We start from the raw sequence: 19,996 nt of genomic DNA, 5'->3' as shown, positions 1-19,996 counted from the left end.
CCGGGATGCTGAAAGCCGCAATACTCACCGGTAGCGGCCACCACCCCGAGGAGAATCATGAGCAGACTGCAGCAGACCGAGGGGCTGACCGATATTCAGGAGGAGATCCTGAAGACGGTCCGCGCGTTCGTCGAGTCGGAGATCCTTCCGGTCGCCACTGAGCTGGAGCACAAGGACGAGTACCCGACGGCGATCGTCGAGGGGCTCAAGGAGCTCGGCCTGTTCGGCCTGATGATCCCCGAGGAGTACGGCGGTCTGGGCGAGTCGCTGCTCACCTACGCACTGTGTGTCGAGGAGATCGCCCGCGGCTGGATGAGCGTCTCCGGCATCATCAACACGCACTTCATCGTCGCGTACATGCTGCTTCAGCACGGTACCGACGAGCAGAAGCAGAAGTATCTGCCGCGGATGGCCACCGGTGACGTGCGGGGCGCGTTCTCGATGTCCGAGCCTGGGTGTGGTTCCGATGTCGCCGCGATCAAGACGAAGGCCGTGAAAGACGGCGACACCTACATCATCAACGGCCAGAAGATGTGGCTGACCAACGGCGGCTCGTCGAACCTCGTGGCGGTGCTGGTCAAGACCGACGAGGGCCAGGACTCGGTCTACAAGAGCATGACCACGTTCCTGGTCGAGAAGGAGCCGGGCTTCGGCGAGGTCGACAAGGGCCTGACCGTGCCGGGCAAGATCGAGAAGATGGGCTACAAGGGTGTCGACACCACCGAGCTGATCTTCGACGGCTACTCGATCGGCGCCGACCAGATCCTCGGCGGCGTTCCTGGCAAGGGTTTCTACCAGATGATGGACGGCGTCGAGGTCGGCCGCGTGAACGTGGCCGCGCGCGGCTGCGGCGTGGCCCGGCGGGCGTTCGAGCTCGGGATCTCGTACGCCCAGCAGCGGGAGACGTTCGGCAAGAAGATCGCCGACCACCAGGCAGTGCTGTTCCGGCTGGCCGACATGGCGGTCAAGGTCGAGGCCGCGCACGAGCTGATGGTGAAGGCGGCCCGCAAGAAGGACAGTGGTTCCCGCAACGACTTCGAGGCCGGCGTCGCGAAGTACCTCGCCAGTGAGTACTGCTCGCAGGTCGTGGAGGACTCCTTCCGCATCCACGGCGGCTACGGCTTCTCCAAGGAGTACGAGATCGAGCGGCTCTACCGCGAGGCGCCGATGCTGCTGATCGGTGAGGGCACGGCCGACATCCAGCGGATGATCATCGGCCGCCGCCTGCTGGAGGACTACAAGCTCTAGCCCACAAGCCAACGCCTGCACCGGCGGCACGCTGGGTCGACAGGCGGGGCGGGGCCGGTCGGCCCAGCGCGCGGCGCGGGCAGGCGTCGAGTGCCTCAGGCGGTCAGGCGGGGCACTGCTTGCTGGTGCTGGTGCCGGGTGTTGCCGGAGCCGTAGCCCGACAGCAGCCAGATGCCGAGCTGGGTGATCTCGTGCCGGACGGAGGCGCCGGCACGACGGGTGGTGATCAGGCCTGCCTCCCGCAGGACGGTCGCCTGGTGGCTGGCGGCGGCCGGTGAGATCTTGCAGCGCTTCGCCAGCTCGGTCGTCGTACAGCCGGCGACTGCGGCCTCCAGGGCGGCCGCTCGGGTCGAGCCGAGCAGCGAGCCGAGCGGGTCGCTGGACGCGCTCTGATCCATCGACGCCTGCCGCAGAATGCCCGGTGCGTGCTGGATCGGATAGACCAGGATCGGCTTCAGCTCCGGGTCGCGCAGTTTCGTCGGCACCTGCCAGCAGAACGCCGACGGCTGCAGCTCGATGCCACGGCCGTCCAGGTAGAGATCGCGATCGTTCATGTCGAGCACCTGCAGCACCGGCGCCACCCAGCGCACCCGCGGGTGCAGCGACGACAGCAGCCGGTCCACACCGTGCCGAGCCAGTGCCTCACCGCGGTGCGCGTGGTCGGCTGAGACGTGCGTCCCGATCGACTTCCAGTACGGCGCGATCGCGGCCGCGTGGTACGTCCGGATCGCTCGGCCCAGCTTGTGCAGCGAACCGCGCTCGCCCTGAGCGAGCTCCCGGGTCCACGGCGAGGCCGGACGGTACTTCGACAGCAGGTCGAGCTGGCCGCGGATCTGCTGGCGTGGTGTCGCCAGAGCGATCTCCAGCGCGGTCTCGAAGTCCGGCGAGGACTCGGCCGGCGTGAGGAAGTCGGGGGAGTAGCCCTTCGGCGGGGTGAGCTCCAGCAGCAGCCGCATCTGGTCCGGAGCGACCGACGTCCGGACGTGCCGACGCCAGTCCTCGAAGATCAGCCGGCCGTCGGAGTGCTGCAACATGTGGAGGCTGAGCAGGACCTCCCATAACGGCGCGGGTCTGGTCGCGACCGTGACGCGCGTCAGGTCGCGCGGTGTGAAGTGAATTCTGAGCACGGCAACGCCCTCCCAGCGGCAAAACTGTCACGACATCCCCCGATGCCGTCGGTCGCAGATTGTGGCGGCCTGCTGACCGAACGCGATGGCACGCAGTAAATCAACTCCGCCAATCGCTGCACAACCGTTTGATCCATCCAACCGGCCGTGACTCCCGGCCATGGCAGAAGGCTGCCAACTCTGGCCGGACCCGGTGTCGCCGTGGTATTAGGCCTATTTGATCAAAGCCAGTGGTTGCGCTTGAACAATCGGTACAGACCGACACACGCCACGACCATCACGCCGAGCACCACGAAATACGCGTATTTCAGGCGTAGTTCGGGCATGTAGTCGAAGTTCATCCCGTAGATTCCGGCGATCATCGTCGGTACGGCGAGGATCGCGACCCACGACGAGATCCGCCGCATGTCCTCGTTCTCGGCGACCTGAACCTGCGCCAGACCGGCCTGCAGGATCGAACTGAGCAGCTCGTCGAACGAGATCACCTGCTCCTTCACGCGCAGCAAGTGGTCGTCGACGTCGCGGAAGTAGTTCCGGGTCTCGTCGGCGATCAACGGGTGCCGCAGAGTGGAGAGTGCTCGCATCGGGCCGGTCAGTGGAGCCACCGCACGCTTCAGCTCGAGCACTTCGCGCTTGAGCTGGTAGACGCGGTCGATGTTGCGCCAGCCGCGCGGGGTGAACATCTCGGACTCGATCAGGTCGATGTCGGCCTGGACCGCGTCCGCGACCTCCAGGTAGCGGTCGACCACATGGTCGGCGATGGCGTGCAGGACGACGCCCGGTCCGACCGCCAGTCGCTCCGGCTGTGTCTCCAGGTCCTGCCGGAGGCCGGTCAGTTCACTGTGTTCGCCGTGCCGGACGGTGACCACGAAGCCCGGCCCGCAGAACACCATCACCTCACCGGTCGCCACCACTTCACTGGTGGCGGTCAGATCCTGGTGCGGTACGTAGCTGACTGTCTTCAGTACGGCGAACAGAGTGTCGTCGTACCGCTCGAGCTTCGGGCGCTGGTGCGCTTCCGACGCGTCCTCCAGGGCCAGCGCGTGCAGACCGAACTCCGCACCGAGGATCGCGAGCTGGCGGTCGGTCGGCTGGAACAGGCCGATCCAGACGAATCCCTGGCCGCGCTTGGCCCGCCCGAGGGCCTCGGTATAAGAGCCGATCCGCTCGTCGCGATGACCGTCGCGGTAGAAGGCCCAGTCGACCAGGGCACCGTCGAGTTTCCCGCTCGCGACCAGGTCCGGCCGGGCCGGGCCGTCACCGCTCGGCCGGCGGGCGAACATCTGTCCCATCCGGCGTGTCGCGCCCAGGTCCCACCGTCGCCCGCCCATCACCGGCGAGGCTATCAAGACGCGGTAACCAGCCGTCGGCAATGATGGGGGTGGAAGCACGTGGAGAGGAACGACGATGACGCAAGGCATGCCCTTGATGGATCCGCGGCCGAGCGGTCTGACGATCGGGACGTATGACACCTACCGGGAGGCACAGCGCGCTGTCGACTACCTCTCGGACGAGAAGTTCCCGGTCGAGCACACGACCATCGTCGGCAACAACCTGCGCCAGGTGGAGAAGATCACCGGCCGGTTGACCTGGGCTCGGGCGCTCACCGCCGGTCTGGCCAGCGGCGCCTGGTTCGGCCTGTTCGTGGGTGTCCTGCTGGGCGCCGTCACGAACGCGAACTGGCTGGCCGCGCTGCTCACCGGTGTCGTGCTGGGCGGTTTCTTCGGCCTGGTCTTCGGCGGCCTGAGCTACGCCCAGTCGGCCGGCCGCCGCGACTTCACCTCCCGGACCGCGGTGGTGGCGACGACGTACGACGTACTGTGCGACTTCAAGTTCGCCGAGGAGGCGCGCAACCACCTGGCCAAGCTGGCGCTGAAGGGTGAGGTCAGCCCCCGGCTGCCCGACCACCCCGTGCAGCAGTCCCAGCCGCCGCAGAGCTGAAGCTTCCCGGGCGGAGTGACGCAGGTCTCTCCGCCCGGTGAGAGCCAGACCACGGCCCCCAGTGGTCCGATCCGCCAGCATGGGCTTGTCCAACCCACAGGAGGAGTCGGCATGCAGTTCGGGCGTAGTTACGAAGAGTTCGAGGTCGGTGCGGTCTACAAGCACTGGCCCGGCAAGACGGTCACCGAGTACGACGACCACCTGTTCTGCCTGCTGACGATGAATCACCACCCGCTGCACCTGGACGCGAACTACGCGGCCGAGACCACCCAGTTCGGGCAGAACGTTGTGGTCGGCAACTACATCTACTCGATCCTGCTCGGGATGTCGGTTCCCGACGTCAGCGGCAAGGCGATCGCCAACCTCGAGATCGAGTCGCTGCGGCACGTCGCGCCGACCTTCCACGGCGACACCATCTACGGCGAGACCGTCGTCCTGGACAAGTGGGAGTCCAAGTCCAAGGACGACCGCGGCGTGGTCTACGTCGAGACCAAGGGCTACAAGCAGGACGGCACCGTCGTCTGCCTGTTCCGCCGCAAGGTGATGGTCCCGAAGAACTCCTACCTCGAGGCCCGCGGCGGGGAGCAGCCGGCCCGCCCCACCCCGGCGTCCTGAGCAGACCATTCGTCGGACGTCGAAGGGGCAGCGACGGAAATCGAAATCCGTTCCATGCCCGTCGAACCTGTTGTTGCCTCTCGAGGCGGAGCTGACAGTGAGCTCTCCGTCTAAGGGGAGGTTCGATGTCTCGAGGTGTCGTTCGGCGTGCCTGGGCCGTAGTGCTCGGAGCCGCGCTCGTTGCGGGTCTGCATCCACCGGGTCCGACCGCTGCTCCGGCTGAGAGCGGAGAGGAACCGGCCTTCAAGGGGGCCAAGGTCAAACCGGTCCACGGCAGCAACTACAAGGTCAAGCCGAGGACTCCGGATCTCGACGTCGACGTCGTCCGGACGCCGACCGTGAACTGGCCGACAACCGGATCCGCTGAAGTGTCGCTGCCGACCACGGGCTGGTCGACGCAGCTCTCCGGCGTGCTGCCGAAGAAGGCCGCCGGCACGCTGCCGGTCGCGATCGGACCGGCGAGTGCCGACGGCGCTGCCCCGAGCGGTGTGAAGGTCGAGCTGCTCGGCCGGCAGGACGCCCGCATGCTGGTGAAGCTCACCAGCACCGACAAGACCGCCAAGGCTGCCGGCGGCAAGGTCCGGCTGGAGCTGAACTACCAGGCGTTCCGGCACGCGTACGGCGGCGATTGGGCGACCCGCCTCCGGCTGATTCAGATGCCCTCCGGTACGCCGGTCAAGACGCAGAACGTCGGCGGCGGCACGCTGAGCGCCGACGTACCGGCGACCGGCCTGTACGCGATGGAGGCGGCTGCCGCGGGAAGCAGCGGCGACTACGGCAGCACCTCGTTGTCCCCGTCGGCGTCCTGGTCGGTCGGTGGCTCCTCGGGTGACTTCAACTGGCAGTACCCGTTCCGGGCGCCACCAGGCACCGGTGGACCGATTCCGACCATGAGCTTGGGGTACTCCTCGGGCAGTGTCGACGGCCGGACGTCCGGCACGAACAACCAGACCTCCTGGGCCGGTGAGGGTTTCGAGCTGTCCCCGGGCGGCTCGATCGAACGCCGGTACGCATCCTGCTCCTCGAAGCCGCAGCAGACCGGCAACAACGGCACCCGCGCGGTGGGCGACCTGTGTTTCGCCACCGACAACGCGACCTTCTCCCTGAACGGCAAGGGTGGCGAGCTCGTCCTCGACGACACCACCAAGCAGTGGCGGCCGAAGGCCGACGACGGCACCAAGGTCGAGCGCCTGTGGGGCGCTCCCAACGGTGACGAAGGCTCCGACGGCAAGCCGCAGGAGCAGGGCGAGTACTGGGTCATCACCACCAAGGACGGCACGAAGTACTACTTCGGCCTGAACAAGCTCCCCGGTGCGACCACCGAGACGACGAACTCGACCCTGACGGTTCCGGTCGCCGGTAACCACGCCGGCGAGCAGTGCAACAAGGCGGCGTACGCGGACTCGTTCTGCCAGCAGGCCTACCGCTGGCAGCTCGACTACGTCGTCGACCTGCACGGCAACACGATGTCGTTGTTCTACGACGTCGAGAAGAACAACTACGGCTACAACGGCACGCAGACCACGGTGAAGAGCTACGACCGCGCGAGCAACATCCGCCGGATCGAGTACGGCCAGACCGATGGTCAGGTCTTCTCCGAGAAGCCGGTGGCGCGTGTTCACTTCGACACCACCGAGCGCTGCATCGCCGGCGCCAACTGTGCCCCCGCGGACTACTTCGACACTCCGCTGGATCAGGAGTGCACCAGCACCACCAAGTGCACGCAGACCGGACCCAGCTTCTGGACGAAGAAGAAGCTCAGCAAGGTCCGCACCGAGGTCTGGCGCGGTACGGCGTTCGACGCCGTGGACACGTGGACGCTGCGGCACTCGTTCCCCAACCCCGGTGACAACACCGGACCGCGGTTGTGGCTGGAAGCAATCACTCACACCGGTGAGGCCGGCCCCGGCGCGGTCTCCATCCCTGAGGTGAACTTCGACAAGCTGCAGCTGGACAACCGGGTCGCCGACGGGACTGCGCGCCCGCTGCTGCAGTGGTTCCGGATCCGCGGGATCCACTACGGCACCGGTGGCGAGCTGGCGGTCACCTACTCCGCCAAGGACTGTGCGCTGCCCGGCAATGTCCCGCCGGTGGACCGCAACGACCGGCGCTGCCACCCGATGAAGTGGACTCCGCCCGGAGAGACCGAGGAGCGCCTGGACTGGTTCCACAAGTACGTCGTCACCGCCGTCACCGAGTCCGACCGGGTCAGCGGCATGGTCCCGGTGCAGACCACCGTCAGCTACCCCGGCAAGCCGGCCTGGCGGCACGACGACGAGGACGGCCTGGTCGAGATCGGCCGCAAGACCTGGTCCCAGTGGCGTGGTTACGACCGGGTCATCGTCACCAAGGGCCATCCCGACGGCCCGCAGACCGTCACCGAGAGCCGCTACTTCCAGGGCATGGACGGCGACAAGCTGGCCGACGGAACGGTCAAGGACGTCAAGCTGACCGACTCCACCGGCGCCCAGACCGAAGATGTGAACGCGCTGGCCGGACAGGTCCGGGAGACCAGCAAGCTGGTCAACGGTGCCATCGTCGAGCGGTCCATCAATGACTCCTGGGTTTCCGGCGCGACCTCGACGCGGGTTCGCGACTGGGGAACCACCCAGGCCTTCAAGGTCGAGCAGAAGGCCGCGAAGCAGTGGGAGGCCAAGCAGGGCGGTGGATTCCGGCAGACGTCGGCCAACAACGACTACTCGGCGACGGGTGTGCTGCTGGCCGCTTCGAACGCCAACGACCTGGCCACCACGGCCGACGACACCTGCACGCGGTACGAGTACGTGAGCAACCCCGCGAAGGGGCTCACCGAGTTGCCGACCCGCACGCAGACCGTCGCCAAGGCGTGCGACCAGCCGTGGACCAAGGACGATGTCGTGTCCGACACGAAGCAGTCGTACGCCGGTGGGGCGACCCCCGAGAACGCCAAGCCGATCGCGGCCCAGCGACTCAGCGGCTTCGACAGCGCCGGTACGCCGACGTACGAGACCGTGGCCACCACGTCGTACGACGACCACGGTCGCCGCAAGACCGCGACGGACGCGAAGGAGAGCACGACGACCTTCGGGTACCTCCCGGCCGACGGCCCGGTCACCAAGACCACGGTGACGCTGCCGAACGGCCACACCACGAGCACCGAGCTGGACCCGGCCTGGGGTCAGTCGACCAAGGTCACCGACGTCGGTGGCCGGACGACGACCTCCGAGCGCGACCCGCTCGGCCGGATCAGCAAGGTGTGGCTGCCGGGTCGCGCACTGACGGAGACCGCGAACGTCGAGCACGTCTACACCGCCGGCATCGACCAGCCGGGCGTGGTGCAGACCAAGGCTCTGCAGGCCGACGGGACGGTGGAGACGAGCTACGAGATCCTCGACGGTCTCCAGCGCAAGCGGCAGACGCAGCGGGCGGCGTCCGATGGCATCGGCCGCGTGATCACCGACTTCGAGTACGACTCGCGGGGTCTGCAGGTGATCGAGAACAACCCGTACTACAACGACGCACCGCCCGGGGCCCAGGTCTTCGACCCGATCGAGGAGGAGCTGCCGGCGCGCAAGGCGACGACGTTCGACCAGCTCGAGCGGCCGTCGACGGAGGAGTTCTGGTCCCGCAACGAGCGGAAGTGGATCACCACCCACAGCCATCAGCCCGGGGTGCAGACGGTCGACCCGCCGGACGGTGAGCAGGCCACGACCCGGATCGACGACGCGCAGGGCCGGCTCCTCGAGACCCGGACGTACAACACCCCCGGCGTCAGCGCGGACTTCGACAAGACGTCGTACACCTACACCAAGGCCGGCCAGGTCGCCTCGGTGACCGATGCCGCCGGCAACCAATGGAAGTACGAGTACGACCTGCGCGGCCGCCGGACCAAGTCGGTCGAACCCGACCGGGGGACCACCACCTACACCTACACCGAGCTGGACCAGGTCGCGACGACGACCGACGCGCTCGGCAAGAAGCTGTTCTACAGCTACGACGCGATCGGCCGGCCGACGTCGGTGCGGGCCGACACCGCGGACGGTCCGCTCCAGATCGATCGCACCTACGACAGCCTGGTCAAGGGCTCACCCAGTACGGCGACCAGGTACGTGAACGGCAACGCGTACAAGACCGAGGTCACCGGGTACGACCCGTCCGGCCATCCGCTCGGCACCAAGGTCACGCTGCCGGCGGTGGAGGGCGGTCTGGCCCAGACCTTCACGACCGAGAGCACCTACACCGCCAGCGGTCAGCCCGCGACCCTCAAGGTGCCAGCCGTCGGCGGCCTGCCGGCGGAGACGCTGACCACGACGTACGACAGCAATGATCTGCCCAAGACGATGTCCAGCGACACCACGTCGTATGTGACCGACTCGCAGTTCAACTCCTTCGGCGATCTGACCTATCTGGAGGTCAAGCCGACCGGTGGCAAGTACCTGCGGCACAACTACGTGTACGACGACGCGACCCGTCGTCTGACCCGTGCGTTCAGCCAGCGGCAGACCACCGGACCGCAGCGCGTACTCGACCAGAGCTACGAGTACGACCTGGCCGGAAACGTCACGAAGATCATCGACGCGCCCGCCAGCGGCAGCACCGAACTGAAGGACGTGCAGTGCTTCGGGTACGACGAGTCGCGCCGGCTGACGCAGGCGTGGACGCCCTCCGACGAGAACTGTGCGGCGCAGCCGACCAGCGCGAGTCAGTTGGGCGGACCGGCGCCGTACTGGCACCAGTGGACCTTCGACAAGATCGGCAACCGCAAGACCGAGAAGCGCACCACAACCGCCGGCTCCACGACGAGCGCGTACGAGTACCCGGCCGCCGGCCAGGCGCAGCCGCACGGCGTACAGAAGATCACCACTACCGGCTCGGATGGGACGAGCAAGGTCAACAGCTACAGCTACGACGCTGCAGGCAACCAGATCACCCGCACGGTTGCCGGTGCCGGTGAGACCTTCGAGTGGACTCCGGAAGGCAAGCTGGCCAAGGTCACGAAGGGTGCTCAGAAGACCGAGTACATCTACGATGCCGACGGCAACCGGCTGCTCCGCAAGGACAGCACCGGTACGACGCTCTACCTGGGCAGCACCGAGGTCCTGCTGATGCCCGACGGTTCCCAGCTGGGCACCAGGTACTACCAGTTCGGCAAGCAGACCGTCGGTGTGCGGGTCGGGTCCAAGCTGACCTGGCTCGGATCGGACCACCACGGCTCGGCGACGCTGACGGTCGACGCGCAGACGCAGGCCTTCCAGCGGAAGCGGATCACGCCGTACGGCGAAGCCCGCGGACCGATCCCGTCCACCTGGCCGGGGCAGAAGGACTTCGTCGGTGGAACGCGCGACGACTCCACCGGTCTGATCCATCTCGGGGCACGGGAGTACGACCCGATCACCGGCCGGTTCATCTCGGTCGACCCGGTCGTCGATCCCAAGGATCCCCAACAACTGAACGGGTATGCCTACGCGAACAACAGCCCGGTGAGCTTCATCGATGCCGACGGCAAGCGGTATCGCACCGAGACGATCACCGAGACGAAGACGATCGTTCGCCAGCACGTGGCGCGGATCAAGGAACTGCGCCAGGAAGTGATCACGATCTACGTGAAGGTCGTGGTGCTGTCGATCGTCGCGATGATCGCCAACGCGCTCGGGTTGCACCAGTTCGCCCAGACCATCACCGCCGAAGTGGCCCGGCAGGTGACGATCTTCAAGGAAGTGATCAAGACACTGCGGTGGACGACCAACGAAGTGATCCGGATCGTCACCAAGAAACTCGTCTACATCCCTGAACTGCAACAGGCGCTGAACCTGGCCAAACAGACCGACAACAGCGTCGCGACGATGGAGAAACAGGTCGACGGCCTGGCCGACGTGGCCCGCAAGGTCGCGGAGCAGGCCAAGGCGCGCGAGGACGAGATCCTGAAGGCGACCGCGATCGCCGACGAGCAGAAGAAGAAGGACGCCGAGCAGGCTAACAAGGGCAGCTGTGGGGTCTGCGAGCGCGATCCGGGCGACGAGTCACTGTCGAAGACGGCTGTGATCGGAGGGGTCGTTCTAGCGTTCGGACTTGGTGCCTGTGCCTTCACCGCGGGGGTCGGCTGTGCGGTGGCAGCGGTCGTCGGTTACGGCGGCGTGATGGCCGGAGCCGGGACCTGGAACTGCCTCAACGGGCCGCCGAACTCGTGCAAGAAGCGCGACCCGAACCTGAAGTCTCCGGCTCAGCAGCACTCGGACCTGTGCAAGATGCCAGGTGCGCAGGAAGCCTGCAAGTGGTCCGGGCCCAGGTGATCCGGATGAGGAAACGCGCGATCGGCGGCCTGATGGCCGGTCTGCTGGCAGTGCCGCTGGTCGCGGTGGCCGGTGCGGGTACGGCGGTCTCCGCCGTGCCCGCCCCGGCGGGGCCGGTGCCGAAGCAGACGCAGCGGGTGGAGCTCGAGCACCTGCGCAACGAAACCACGCAGGTGTTCCGGGAACCCTCGGGCCTGCACACGATGGAACAGTTCGCGTACCCGGTCCGGGCCCGGAAGGGCTCGGGCTGGGCGCCCATCGACACCAAGCTCAGCGTTCGGCCGGACGGTTCGATCCGGCCGGGTGCGATCGTCACCGACCTGCGGTTGTCCGGAGGCGGCGACGGCAAACTCGTTGCCCTCGGCAAGTCCGATCGGCAGGTCCGGATGGACTGGAAGGGGAAGCTGCCGAAGCCGGTGCTGACCGGCGACACGGCGACGTACCGGGAAGTCATGCCTGGTGTCGACCTGCAGGTGCGGGTCGAGGCCACCGGGTTCCAGCACCTGCTGGTGGTCAAGAACCGGGCGGCGGCGGGCAATCCGGCGCTGAAACAACTGCGGTTCCCGGTCACCGGCACCGGGCTGAAGCTGGCAGCCAAAGCAGACGGTACGACGGTCGCGACCGACCCGGCGGGCAAGACCGTGTTCACGGCCGGCCGGGCCATGATGTGGGACAGCCCGGCGCCTGCGGCGAGTCCGGACGCCGGACAGCGAACCCGCCACGCCAGTCTGCCGACAGCCCGGTCCGGGAACGAGTTGGTGATCACCCCGGATCAGAAGCTGCTCACTGCGGCCACGACCCGGTACCCGGTGGTCATCGACCCGACCTGGTCGGTCAACAACAGCCTGTGGACCCATGTCAGCCTCGAACATCCCGAGGACTCGTACTGGGAGTACGACCGCGACCAAGGAGCCAAGGTCGGCCGCTCCTGGGACAACGTGATCACCTACCGGTCGTTCTTCCAGTTCGGTTCCGGTGACATGGCCGGGTCGAAGATCGTCAAGGGCAAGTTCGACATCTGGCTGGATCACAGTTCCGCCCGGGGACCGACTCCCGTCGACCTGTACGCGACCCTGCCCGTCAAGCGTGAGGAGAAGGTCACCTGGAACAGCACCGCCAACCATTGGCGGGCGTTCATGGGCCAGGTCAGCGGCAACGCCAACACCGACGGCGGCCAGCCGGACCTGCTGATGGCCTGGGAGAACGACGCGACGAAGGCCGAGTTCCAGCGCGCGGCCACAGACCGGGACGGGACCGTCACGTTCGGCCTGCGAGCGCCGAACGAGTGGGATATCACGCAGTGGAAGAGGTTCCACGGCGGTTCGGCGCGGATCGTCGTGACCTACAACAACGCGCCGTATGCGCCGGAACGGGTGAACTTCAGCCGGGCCCGGCCGTGTGGCACGGCCGCGAACCCGACCGTGGTCAGCTGGCCGCTGTCGGGGTACTCGTTCTCCGCGAAGGCGACCGACAAGGATGGCGACAACCTCGTCACCCGGTTGTCAATCCGCCGGACCTCGGACAACGTGCTGGTGCACGAGGTGGATTCCGCGCCGATCACCTCCGGATCGGCCTTCGGCTGGCCGGCGATCGACCGGACCAAGTTCGAGGACGGCAAGACGTACGCCTACTCGGCGAAGTCCGACGATGGTGTTACCGAGGACGACATCACCTATGGCCCGGCCAGTACCGAGTGCTTCTTCAAGGTCGACGCGAAGAAGCCCGGCAAGGCGGTCTTGTCGTCGACCGACTTCCCGGACGGCGAGGCGAACATCCCGGCCCGGACGGTCGGCACCGTCACGCTGAAGCCCGCGGCGGGGGACACCGACGTGGTCGAGTACCTCTACGGCTTCCAGCCCGAGCGAGTGGTGAGCCGGATCAAGGCGAACGCCGACGGTTCGGTCCAGCTCCCGTTGAGCGTCTTCCAGAAGTCCCTCACCGTGGAGCCGGAGCAGAAGGTGCTCTACGTGAAGGCGGTCGACGGCGCGAACAACATCAGCGACAACTCGACCGTCTGGTCGCTCAGTGCCGGTGAACTGGAACAGCTCCCCGCGACCAGCCGGAACGACGTGAACGGCGACGGCCGGGCCGACCTGTCCACCGTCCTCGACCAGGGCGACGGGCGGACCGCGATCTGGAACGTCGTCACCAAACCCGACGGCACCCTGCACACCGGTCAGATGGCGTGGGACTCCGGCGCCAACGGCGGCTTCCCGATGTACCGGAGCCGTCCGGTGCGTGGTGACTTCGACGGGGACGGCCGGACGGACGCCGTACTGTTCCGTGAGGAAGCGGGACGACGGATCGGCATGTACCGCGGGCTGTCCGCCGGTGAGCGGTACAACTTCGAGTCCGCGCCGGTCTGGTACAGCGGTGCGAACGGCTGGCCGCTCAGTACGGCGCGGATCATCGCCGGGGACGTCAACGGCGACGGCAAGTCCGATGTGGTTGCACAGCTGAACGTGTCGGGGACAAGCTGGCGCACCTTGGCGTTCCTCGGTGGTCCCGCCTTCGGTACGCCGGTCGAGTGGCTGCAGACGGGCAGTCCGTGGTCAGGCAGCGCTCCACTGCTGGCTGATCTCGACGGCGACAAGAAGGCCGACCTGGTGGACATGCAGAACCAGAGCGGTTGCCGCACGGTGACGAGGTACTTCAAGTCCACCGGTACGGCGTTCAGCAGCACACCGGTCACGCTGCACGACTCGGGCGCCGGTGCGTACTGCTGGGAGCGCAGCAAGCCGCAGGTCGCGGACGTCGACGGCGATGGGAAGGACGACATCGTCGCCCTCTACGAGAACAGTGGCACCGACGCCGCACTGAAGGTCTTCCGCTCGACCGGTACGGCGTACACGCTGTCCGAGTGGTGGCGGAACACGACGAGCTTCGACCCGGCCAAGACCGCGCTCTCCGTCGGTGACTTCACCGGCGACCGCAAGGAAGACGTCGGTCTGTTCTACTCACTGCCGGACGGCGGTCGCGAGGTCTTCACGCTCGCGTCGACCGGTACGGCGTTCGGTCCGGCGGTCAGCCGCTGGAAGGAGCCACGGGTCGGTGCGAGCACCGGACCGAGCTTCGACATCGAGGAACGCACGTACGAGCTGGTCAACCGCAACAGCAGTCAGTGCCTGGACGTGTGGAACGGCAGCCAGACCGACGCCGAGCGGCTCGTCCAGCACGAGTGTCACGGCGGTCTGAACCAGCGGTTCCGGATCGCCCGGATCGCGGGCACCGACCAGTTCGAGATCCGCACCGCGCATTTTCAGGGCAACATCGTCGACGGCAGGCCGCGCTGCCTGGACGTCGAGGACATGTTGCAGGACGACGAACGCAAGATCCTGCAGTGGCCGTGCATGGGCACGTCCAACCAGCAGATGCGGATCGAGTACCTGGAAGGGAGTAGCTACGACACTGTTGTCCGGCTGAAGTTCGCCCACAGCGACAAGTGCGCGTCACCGTCGGGCGGCAGCACCACGGCCGACGTGACGATCGTGCAACGCACCTGTACAGCCGAGGCCAGTCAGCAGTGGATCCTGCGGGCCGGCTTCAACCCGGCGCAGCCGACCGGGAAGTTCTACGTCCAGGCGTCGAACACGGCCTGGGTCCTCGACGTCGAGAACTGTCTTCCGGACGCCAGACTGCGGATGTGGAAGATCGTTGACCGCAGCCCCTGTCAGGGCTGGCAGCTGAAGCCGCTCGGCGACGACGTCTACCGGATCATCGAGCCGAGCACGGGCGAGGCGGTCGACGTACCCGGTTGCACCGAAGCGCTGGCGCAGTCGGCGACCACGATGCCGGAGAGCGACAGCCCCTGTCAGCGCTGGCGGATCGAACCGGCCTTCGACGGAACCTGGTCGATCACCCGAGAAGCCAACGGCTACTCGCTCGACGTCGCAGGCTGCAGTACCGCCGAGAACGCCGACCTGATCACCTGGCGCTACTGGAACGGCCCCTGCCAACGCTGGCGCCTCAACCCGGCCTGACGAATTGGGGCCGGCACCCGCGGGTGCCGGCCCCTGGCAACAGCTCAGTTCAGTTCAGTTCAGGAAGAGTTCGATCACCGGGACGTGCACGTCCGGCTTCTGGATCGGCAGCTTCAGAGTCAGTACGTCGGGCGCAGCCGCGGCCATGCTGGTGTTGTGGGCCTCGGCCGAGGGGTCGGGGGTGACGCGGTAGATCTCAGAGGCATCGTTGAGGAGCTGGGCGTACTTGACCTTGCCGGCCAGGCCGGCAAGGTGCACGTGGCCCATCGGCCAGGAGAACAGATGCAGGTAGAGGCGGTTGCCGTTCTGGGTGTAGCGGCAGTCCGGCGGCGGGGTGTACGCCGACGGGCCGGCGCCGCGGAAGGAACGTTCGTGCAGGCGGGTCCACTCGCCGATCGACGCCAGCGTCGCCAGGGCGCGGGGGTCGAACTCGCCGCGGCCGGTCGGGCCGACGTTCAGGAGCAGGTTGCCGTCCTTGGAGACGGAGTCGACGAGCATTTTGACCAGCAGCTCGGGTGACTTCCAGTCCAGGTTGTCGCGATCGTAGCCCCAGCTGCCGTTGAGGGTCTGGCAGGCCTCCCAGAGGACCGGCTTGCCGTCGCGGGTCATCGGGCCGTCCGGCTGGTACTGCTCCGGCGTCACGAAGTCGCCGGGGATGTCGAGGCGGTCGTTGATCAGAATGCCGGGCTGGAGTTCGCGGACCATCGCCATCAGCTCGACCGAGCGCCAGTCGTCGCGGCCCTTGCCGGGCAAGCCGTTGTGGTCGCGGCCGGCGTACGAGAAGTCGAACCACATGAGGTCGATCTCGCCGTAGTTGGTCAGCAGCTCACGGGTCTGCGCATGCAGGTAGTCCGCGTACACCTGGACGTCGCGACCAGCCGCCTTGGCGATCGCCTCCTGGTCGTCCCGCTGCGGGTGCATGCCGTCGATCGGGAACTCAGGGTGGTGCCAGTCGATCAGCGAGTGGTAGAACCCGACGCCGAGTCCTTCCTCGCGGCAGGCCTCGACGAACTGCTTCACCAGGTCCTTGCCGGCGCCCCACGCGGTGTGCGCCACGGTGTAGTCCGACACCGCCGAGTCCCACAGGCAGAAGCCCTCGTGATGCTTGGTCGTCAGAACGGCGTACCGCATCCCGGCCTCGCGGGCCGCCCGCGCCCACTTGCGCGGGTCGTACAGGTCCGGCTCGAAGTGGTCGAAGTACGGCTGGTAGTCCTCGTCGGTCAGCCGTTCGCGGTTCTTCACCCACTCGTGGCGGGCCGGCAGGGCGTACAGGCCCCAGTGGACGAACAGGCCGAACCGCCAGTCGCGGAACCTCTCGATCGAGGCAGCGGGTGGACCATCGGGCATGTCAAAGCTCCTCAGGAGTCGCGGTCATCCGATCTATAGTCGATTGTTTGGCCGCGACCCGCCAGGGTTTATAGTTAATTCACTCCGTTAAGTCTTAGAGGTCGGATGTATTTCCAAGAGCATCGCGTACGGCATCGGCAGTGTGACCTCGACCGCGGAGCCGGTGAGTTCGAGCGGCGTACTGATCATCCGGCTGCGCTCGGCGAGGTCGGCCAGCTGATCGTCGGTCGGCCAGTCGGTGATCCCTAGCTCGGCGGTCGCGGCGGCCAGGTCACCGGCGCCGATGCCGAGAGTGGTCGCCGTGACCTGCCAGGACGGATCCACGCCGGGCAGCTCCACGTGGACCGTCCTGGTCAGCTCGGGGGCGCCGTCCGCCTTGGTCTGGTCGAGAGTGAGATTCCACAGCAGTACGGCGATCCGATCGCGATCCCGGGAAGCCCAGGCCTCGATCAGACTGCCACCGCCGTCACCACTGAACGTGACGGGCAGCTCGACCGGTCCGAGCCGACTCAGCAGGCTCATGGCGTGATAGCGCGGCTTCCGCAGCCCGCCGACCGTTTGTAGCCCGAAGCCGCCGTGCAGGAAGCGCGGTGGCCGGCCGAGCTCCTCGAAGTGGTCGGAGGCGACCCAGTAGGCCAGGGCGTCCACCCGCCCGGCCGCCGACCGCATGCCGCGGAGCAGGAACACTCCGGCAAACACCGAGTCGTTGATCGGGTTGAAGTGCCGCGGCGTCACACCCCACTCGGTCCACAGGATCCGCGCATCGCCGTACCCGTGCCGTTCCAGCGAGGCCCGTACGTCAAGCGGCGGCGAACCGTAGGTGTGCGTCGACACGAAGTCGACCGGGGTGCCGTTGGCCCGGGCGTGCGCGAGCAGGTCGTCCACCCAGCCGGCGGCGGCCGACGAGGGACCGCCGACCTGGAACCGCTCGTCGACCCCCTTCACGGCCGCGACCGTGACGTCGTACAGGTGGAGCCACTCGGCCTTCGTGCCGGACCAGAAGACCTCGAGGTTCGCCTCGTTCCACACCTCGAAGTCCCAGCCCAGTACTTCGTCCAAGCCATAGCGGTCGACCAGGTGCTCGACCAGTGCGCGGACGAGCTCGTGCCAGCGCTCGTACGACGCCGGCGGCGAGATGATCGCGCCGTACTCGAAGACTGTCTTGGTCGGGTCACTGGCCAGCTCTCGCGGCATGAAGCCGAGCTCGACCACCGGCCGCAGCCCGATCGCGAGCAGCTTGTCGTAGATCTTGTCCACGACGGAGAAGTCGTACGACTCGCCGTCGATCACGTGGGTGTCGTCGTGGAAGATCGCGTGCGCCCGGACGGTACGCACGCCGAGCTCGTCGTGCATCCGGCGCAGTGCGTCCTCGAGCTCGATGCCGATCTCCTGCCCGCCGGTGGTGTCCGTGCAGAGCAGCTGACTGAGTCGTTCGCTGCCGATCATCGGTACCCACGGCCGCTGCAGTTCGGTGCCTTCAGTAACCGTATCGACCATCACCTGGACCCGCGGAACGGTGTCGTCGGCAACCAACGGCACCGCACCGACCGGCTGACTCGGCCTTCCGTGGACGGTCACTTCAGGCACGCTCGCCACCGCGTAGTGGTACGGCGTCCCCGGTGTGCACGTCGTGTCGACGTACGGCGGGCCGGGGACGGAGAGCACGTCACCGCTGTGGTGATCGACCGGTTCGAGTGATCCATGATCGCCGACCGACCGGAGGATCAGGTATCCGACCGCACCCTCCACCGGTGTCCAGTCAACCGTCACCTGGCCGACGCCGCCGACCGCTGTCACTTCCTTCGGCGGATCGAGTTCGGGGAAGGTGAACTCGTGCTCCTCGTCGCTGCGGAGTGCGATCCGCTCGTCCCAGTCGACCTTCGCGTCCTCGGTCATACGAGACCCGACTCGAAGCGTTCCATCCCGATCACCGGGCGGATCCCGCGCTCGGTGCGGCGGTCGGCGAAACTGCGGCGGATCACGTTGCCGCCGAAGACGTTGCCGATGGCACCCATCACCATCGCCTGGTCCAGCGAGAGATAGCGCTTTGCGATCAGCCCCGACTTCACCGCGACCGAGTCGTAGAAACCGCCGGCGCCGTACGCGTGCAGGTTCGTCTCGATCCGGCGCAGGTTCTCGATCGCCTGCCGCGGCGCGTACTCCATCGCGAGGAACGCCGCGTGCGGTGTCACCACACCGTCGCCGTACGCCGGGTTCGGGTTGGTGCCTTCACGGCAGCCCTCGAAGCCGGCGTCGAAGTTGGTCGCCTCCAGGTCCGAGGGATAGCCGTTCGGGTCCATCCCGATCGCGTCGACGCCGTACACGGAGTAGCCGCCCTTCGGGTTCGACGCGGGGGAGAAGCCCCAGTAGCCGTACTTCGCCTCCTCGAGCCCGTGCTCGATGTGCGCGCGGACGGTGAGCGGGTGGTTGATGCCCCAACTGTTCGGCGCCCAGGTCGCTTCGGGCACGAACAGGTCGGGCATCAGCGACTCGAACATGTCGCCGCCCCAGGATGGGACGAGACGCATCCCGCGGTACTCGTAGGTGCCCTCGAAGACGTCGAGGCCGAGATAGGTGCGGTGGACACCCTTCGGTTTCTGCTCCACCCAGGACCAGTCGCACGAGTCGGGGAACGTCCGGTACGTCGCGAAGTACTGCGTGGCCGGGACCTGGCCGAGCGCGAACCCGACGTACCCGGCGATCCGGGCCTCGGTGTTGCAGGTGTCGTAGTGGAACTTGCGGTAGTAGACGTCCGGTCCGGTGCCGGCGTGGTTGCCCTTGTCGGTCTCCTCGTCCGGCGGCGGCGTCTCGAAGAACCCGCCGCGCATGAGCCCGCCGGGGCGGACCGCGGGGTTGTAGTAGTAGGCGAAGTTCATCTTGTTCAGCAAGGAATCCGCGAGCGCCCGAGCCCGCGGCTCGGCGTTCCGGACCACCAGCAGCGCGCACGCGAACCAGCCGTTGTCCACGCTGGAGACGAACGGCGTGATCGGCTTGGTGCCGTCGGGGTCGACGCGGAGGACCTCGCCCGTGGCCTCGTCGTACCAGTTGAAGAACATGCCGCTGGGCTGGTGATGGACGACGTTCCGCATTGTCGTGAGTGTCTGCGTGATCCGGCGGAGCGACTCCTGCGGCGAGATGAGTCCCAGCTGTTTGGCCACGACGGTGCTCCACAAGTAGCCGCCGATGTTGGTCGGCGACGTGTACTTGCTCCGCACGGGGTTGCTGACGGACTCCCCGATGTTGTCCGCGGGCAAGCCGGTCCGTTCATCCGTCATTGCGACGAGACTGCGCCAGGTGTCCCGAGCCCATCGCCCCACGAGTGCCTTGTCGGCGCGGCTCGGCTTCCAGCCGCCGCGGAGAAGATCGGCGGGCGAGGCAGCGCCGCCGTAGGCTGCCCCGGCACTCCCGAGGAGTGCGGCGGATCCGGCGGCGGTCAGCAACGTGCGGCGGTTGATGGTGGCGGTCATCA

At 67.1% G+C, this 19,996-nt stretch carries 10 protein-coding genes; 5 read left to right on the top strand and 5 right to left on the bottom strand.

Going from position 1 to position 19,996, the window contains the following annotated elements; all coding sequences use genetic code 11:
* The first annotated feature begins 57 nt into the window (after positions 1–57).
* On the top strand, positions 58–1,248 hold the full coding sequence (locus ABZS29_RS01940; protein WP_355457634.1) for an acyl-CoA dehydrogenase family protein: 1,191 nt from the start codon (positions 58–60) through the stop codon (positions 1,246–1,248).
* A 95-nt stretch (positions 1,249–1,343) separates the two neighbouring features.
* Here the strand turns inward: ABZS29_RS01940 and ABZS29_RS01935 are convergent, their stop codons facing one another.
* Entirely contained in the window at positions 1,344–2,375 is a 1,032-nt protein-coding gene (locus ABZS29_RS01935; protein WP_355457633.1) for a helix-turn-helix domain-containing protein, read from the bottom strand.
* A 221-nt stretch (positions 2,376–2,596) separates the two neighbouring features.
* Positions 2,597–3,706: a magnesium and cobalt transport protein CorA gene (locus tag ABZS29_RS01930; RefSeq protein WP_355457632.1), complete on the bottom strand. Its 1,110-nt coding sequence runs from the start codon at positions 3,704–3,706 to the stop codon at positions 2,597–2,599.
* Positions 3,707–3,782: 76 nt separating this feature from the next.
* Between ABZS29_RS01930 and ABZS29_RS01925 the strand changes: the two genes are divergently transcribed.
* The 4 genes from ABZS29_RS01925 (at position 3,783) to ABZS29_RS01910 (ending at position 15,180) form a co-directional block, all read left to right on the top strand.
* The gene (locus ABZS29_RS01925) at positions 3,783–4,316 is read left to right on the top strand and encodes a general stress protein (protein WP_355457631.1); all 534 of its coding nucleotides are present in this window, start codon (positions 3,783–3,785) and stop codon (positions 4,314–4,316) included.
* A 111-nt stretch (positions 4,317–4,427) separates the two neighbouring features.
* Entirely contained in the window at positions 4,428–4,931 is a 504-nt protein-coding gene (locus ABZS29_RS01920; RefSeq protein WP_355457630.1) for a MaoC family dehydratase, read from the top strand.
* Between the two features lie 125 nt (positions 4,932–5,056).
* Positions 5,057–11,200 carry an RHS repeat-associated core domain-containing protein gene (locus ABZS29_RS01915; protein ID WP_355457629.1) on the top strand — a complete coding sequence of 2,048 codons (6,144 nt, stop codon included), beginning with the start codon at positions 5,057–5,059 and terminating at the stop codon, positions 11,198–11,200.
* A gap of 5 nt (positions 11,201–11,205) precedes the next feature.
* Complete coding sequence (locus ABZS29_RS01910; protein ID WP_355457628.1) at positions 11,206–15,180, top strand: RICIN domain-containing protein; 3,975 nt, start codon at positions 11,206–11,208, stop codon at positions 15,178–15,180.
* 54 nt (positions 15,181–15,234) lie between these two features.
* Here ABZS29_RS01910 and ABZS29_RS01905 read toward each other — a convergent pair whose 3' ends face one another.
* The 3 genes from ABZS29_RS01905 to ABZS29_RS01895 form a co-directional block, all read right to left on the bottom strand.
* Positions 15,235–16,527 carry an alpha-L-fucosidase gene (locus ABZS29_RS01905; RefSeq protein ID WP_355457626.1) on the bottom strand — a complete coding sequence of 431 codons (1,293 nt, stop codon included), beginning with the start codon at positions 16,525–16,527 and terminating at the stop codon, positions 15,235–15,237.
* A gap of 87 nt (positions 16,528–16,614) precedes the next feature.
* Positions 16,615–18,423, bottom strand: a complete 1,809-nt coding sequence (locus ABZS29_RS01900; RefSeq protein WP_355457624.1) for a xylan 1,4-beta-xylosidase — start codon at positions 18,421–18,423, stop codon at positions 16,615–16,617.
* The gene (locus tag ABZS29_RS01895; protein ID WP_355457622.1) at positions 18,420–19,994 is read right to left on the bottom strand and encodes a glucoamylase family protein; all 1,575 of its coding nucleotides are present in this window, start codon (positions 19,992–19,994) and stop codon (positions 18,420–18,422) included. Before ABZS29_RS01895 ends, ABZS29_RS01900 begins: the two co-directional genes overlap by 4 nt.
* Positions 19,995–19,996 lie beyond the last annotated feature (2 nt).

Source organism: Kribbella sp. NPDC005582 (assembly GCF_040605415.1).
Lineage (GTDB): Bacteria > Actinomycetota > Actinomycetes > Propionibacteriales > Kribbellaceae > Kribbella.
The sequence above is the reverse complement of the archived record's forward strand: the minus strand, read 5'-3'. Positions and strand labels throughout refer to the sequence as shown.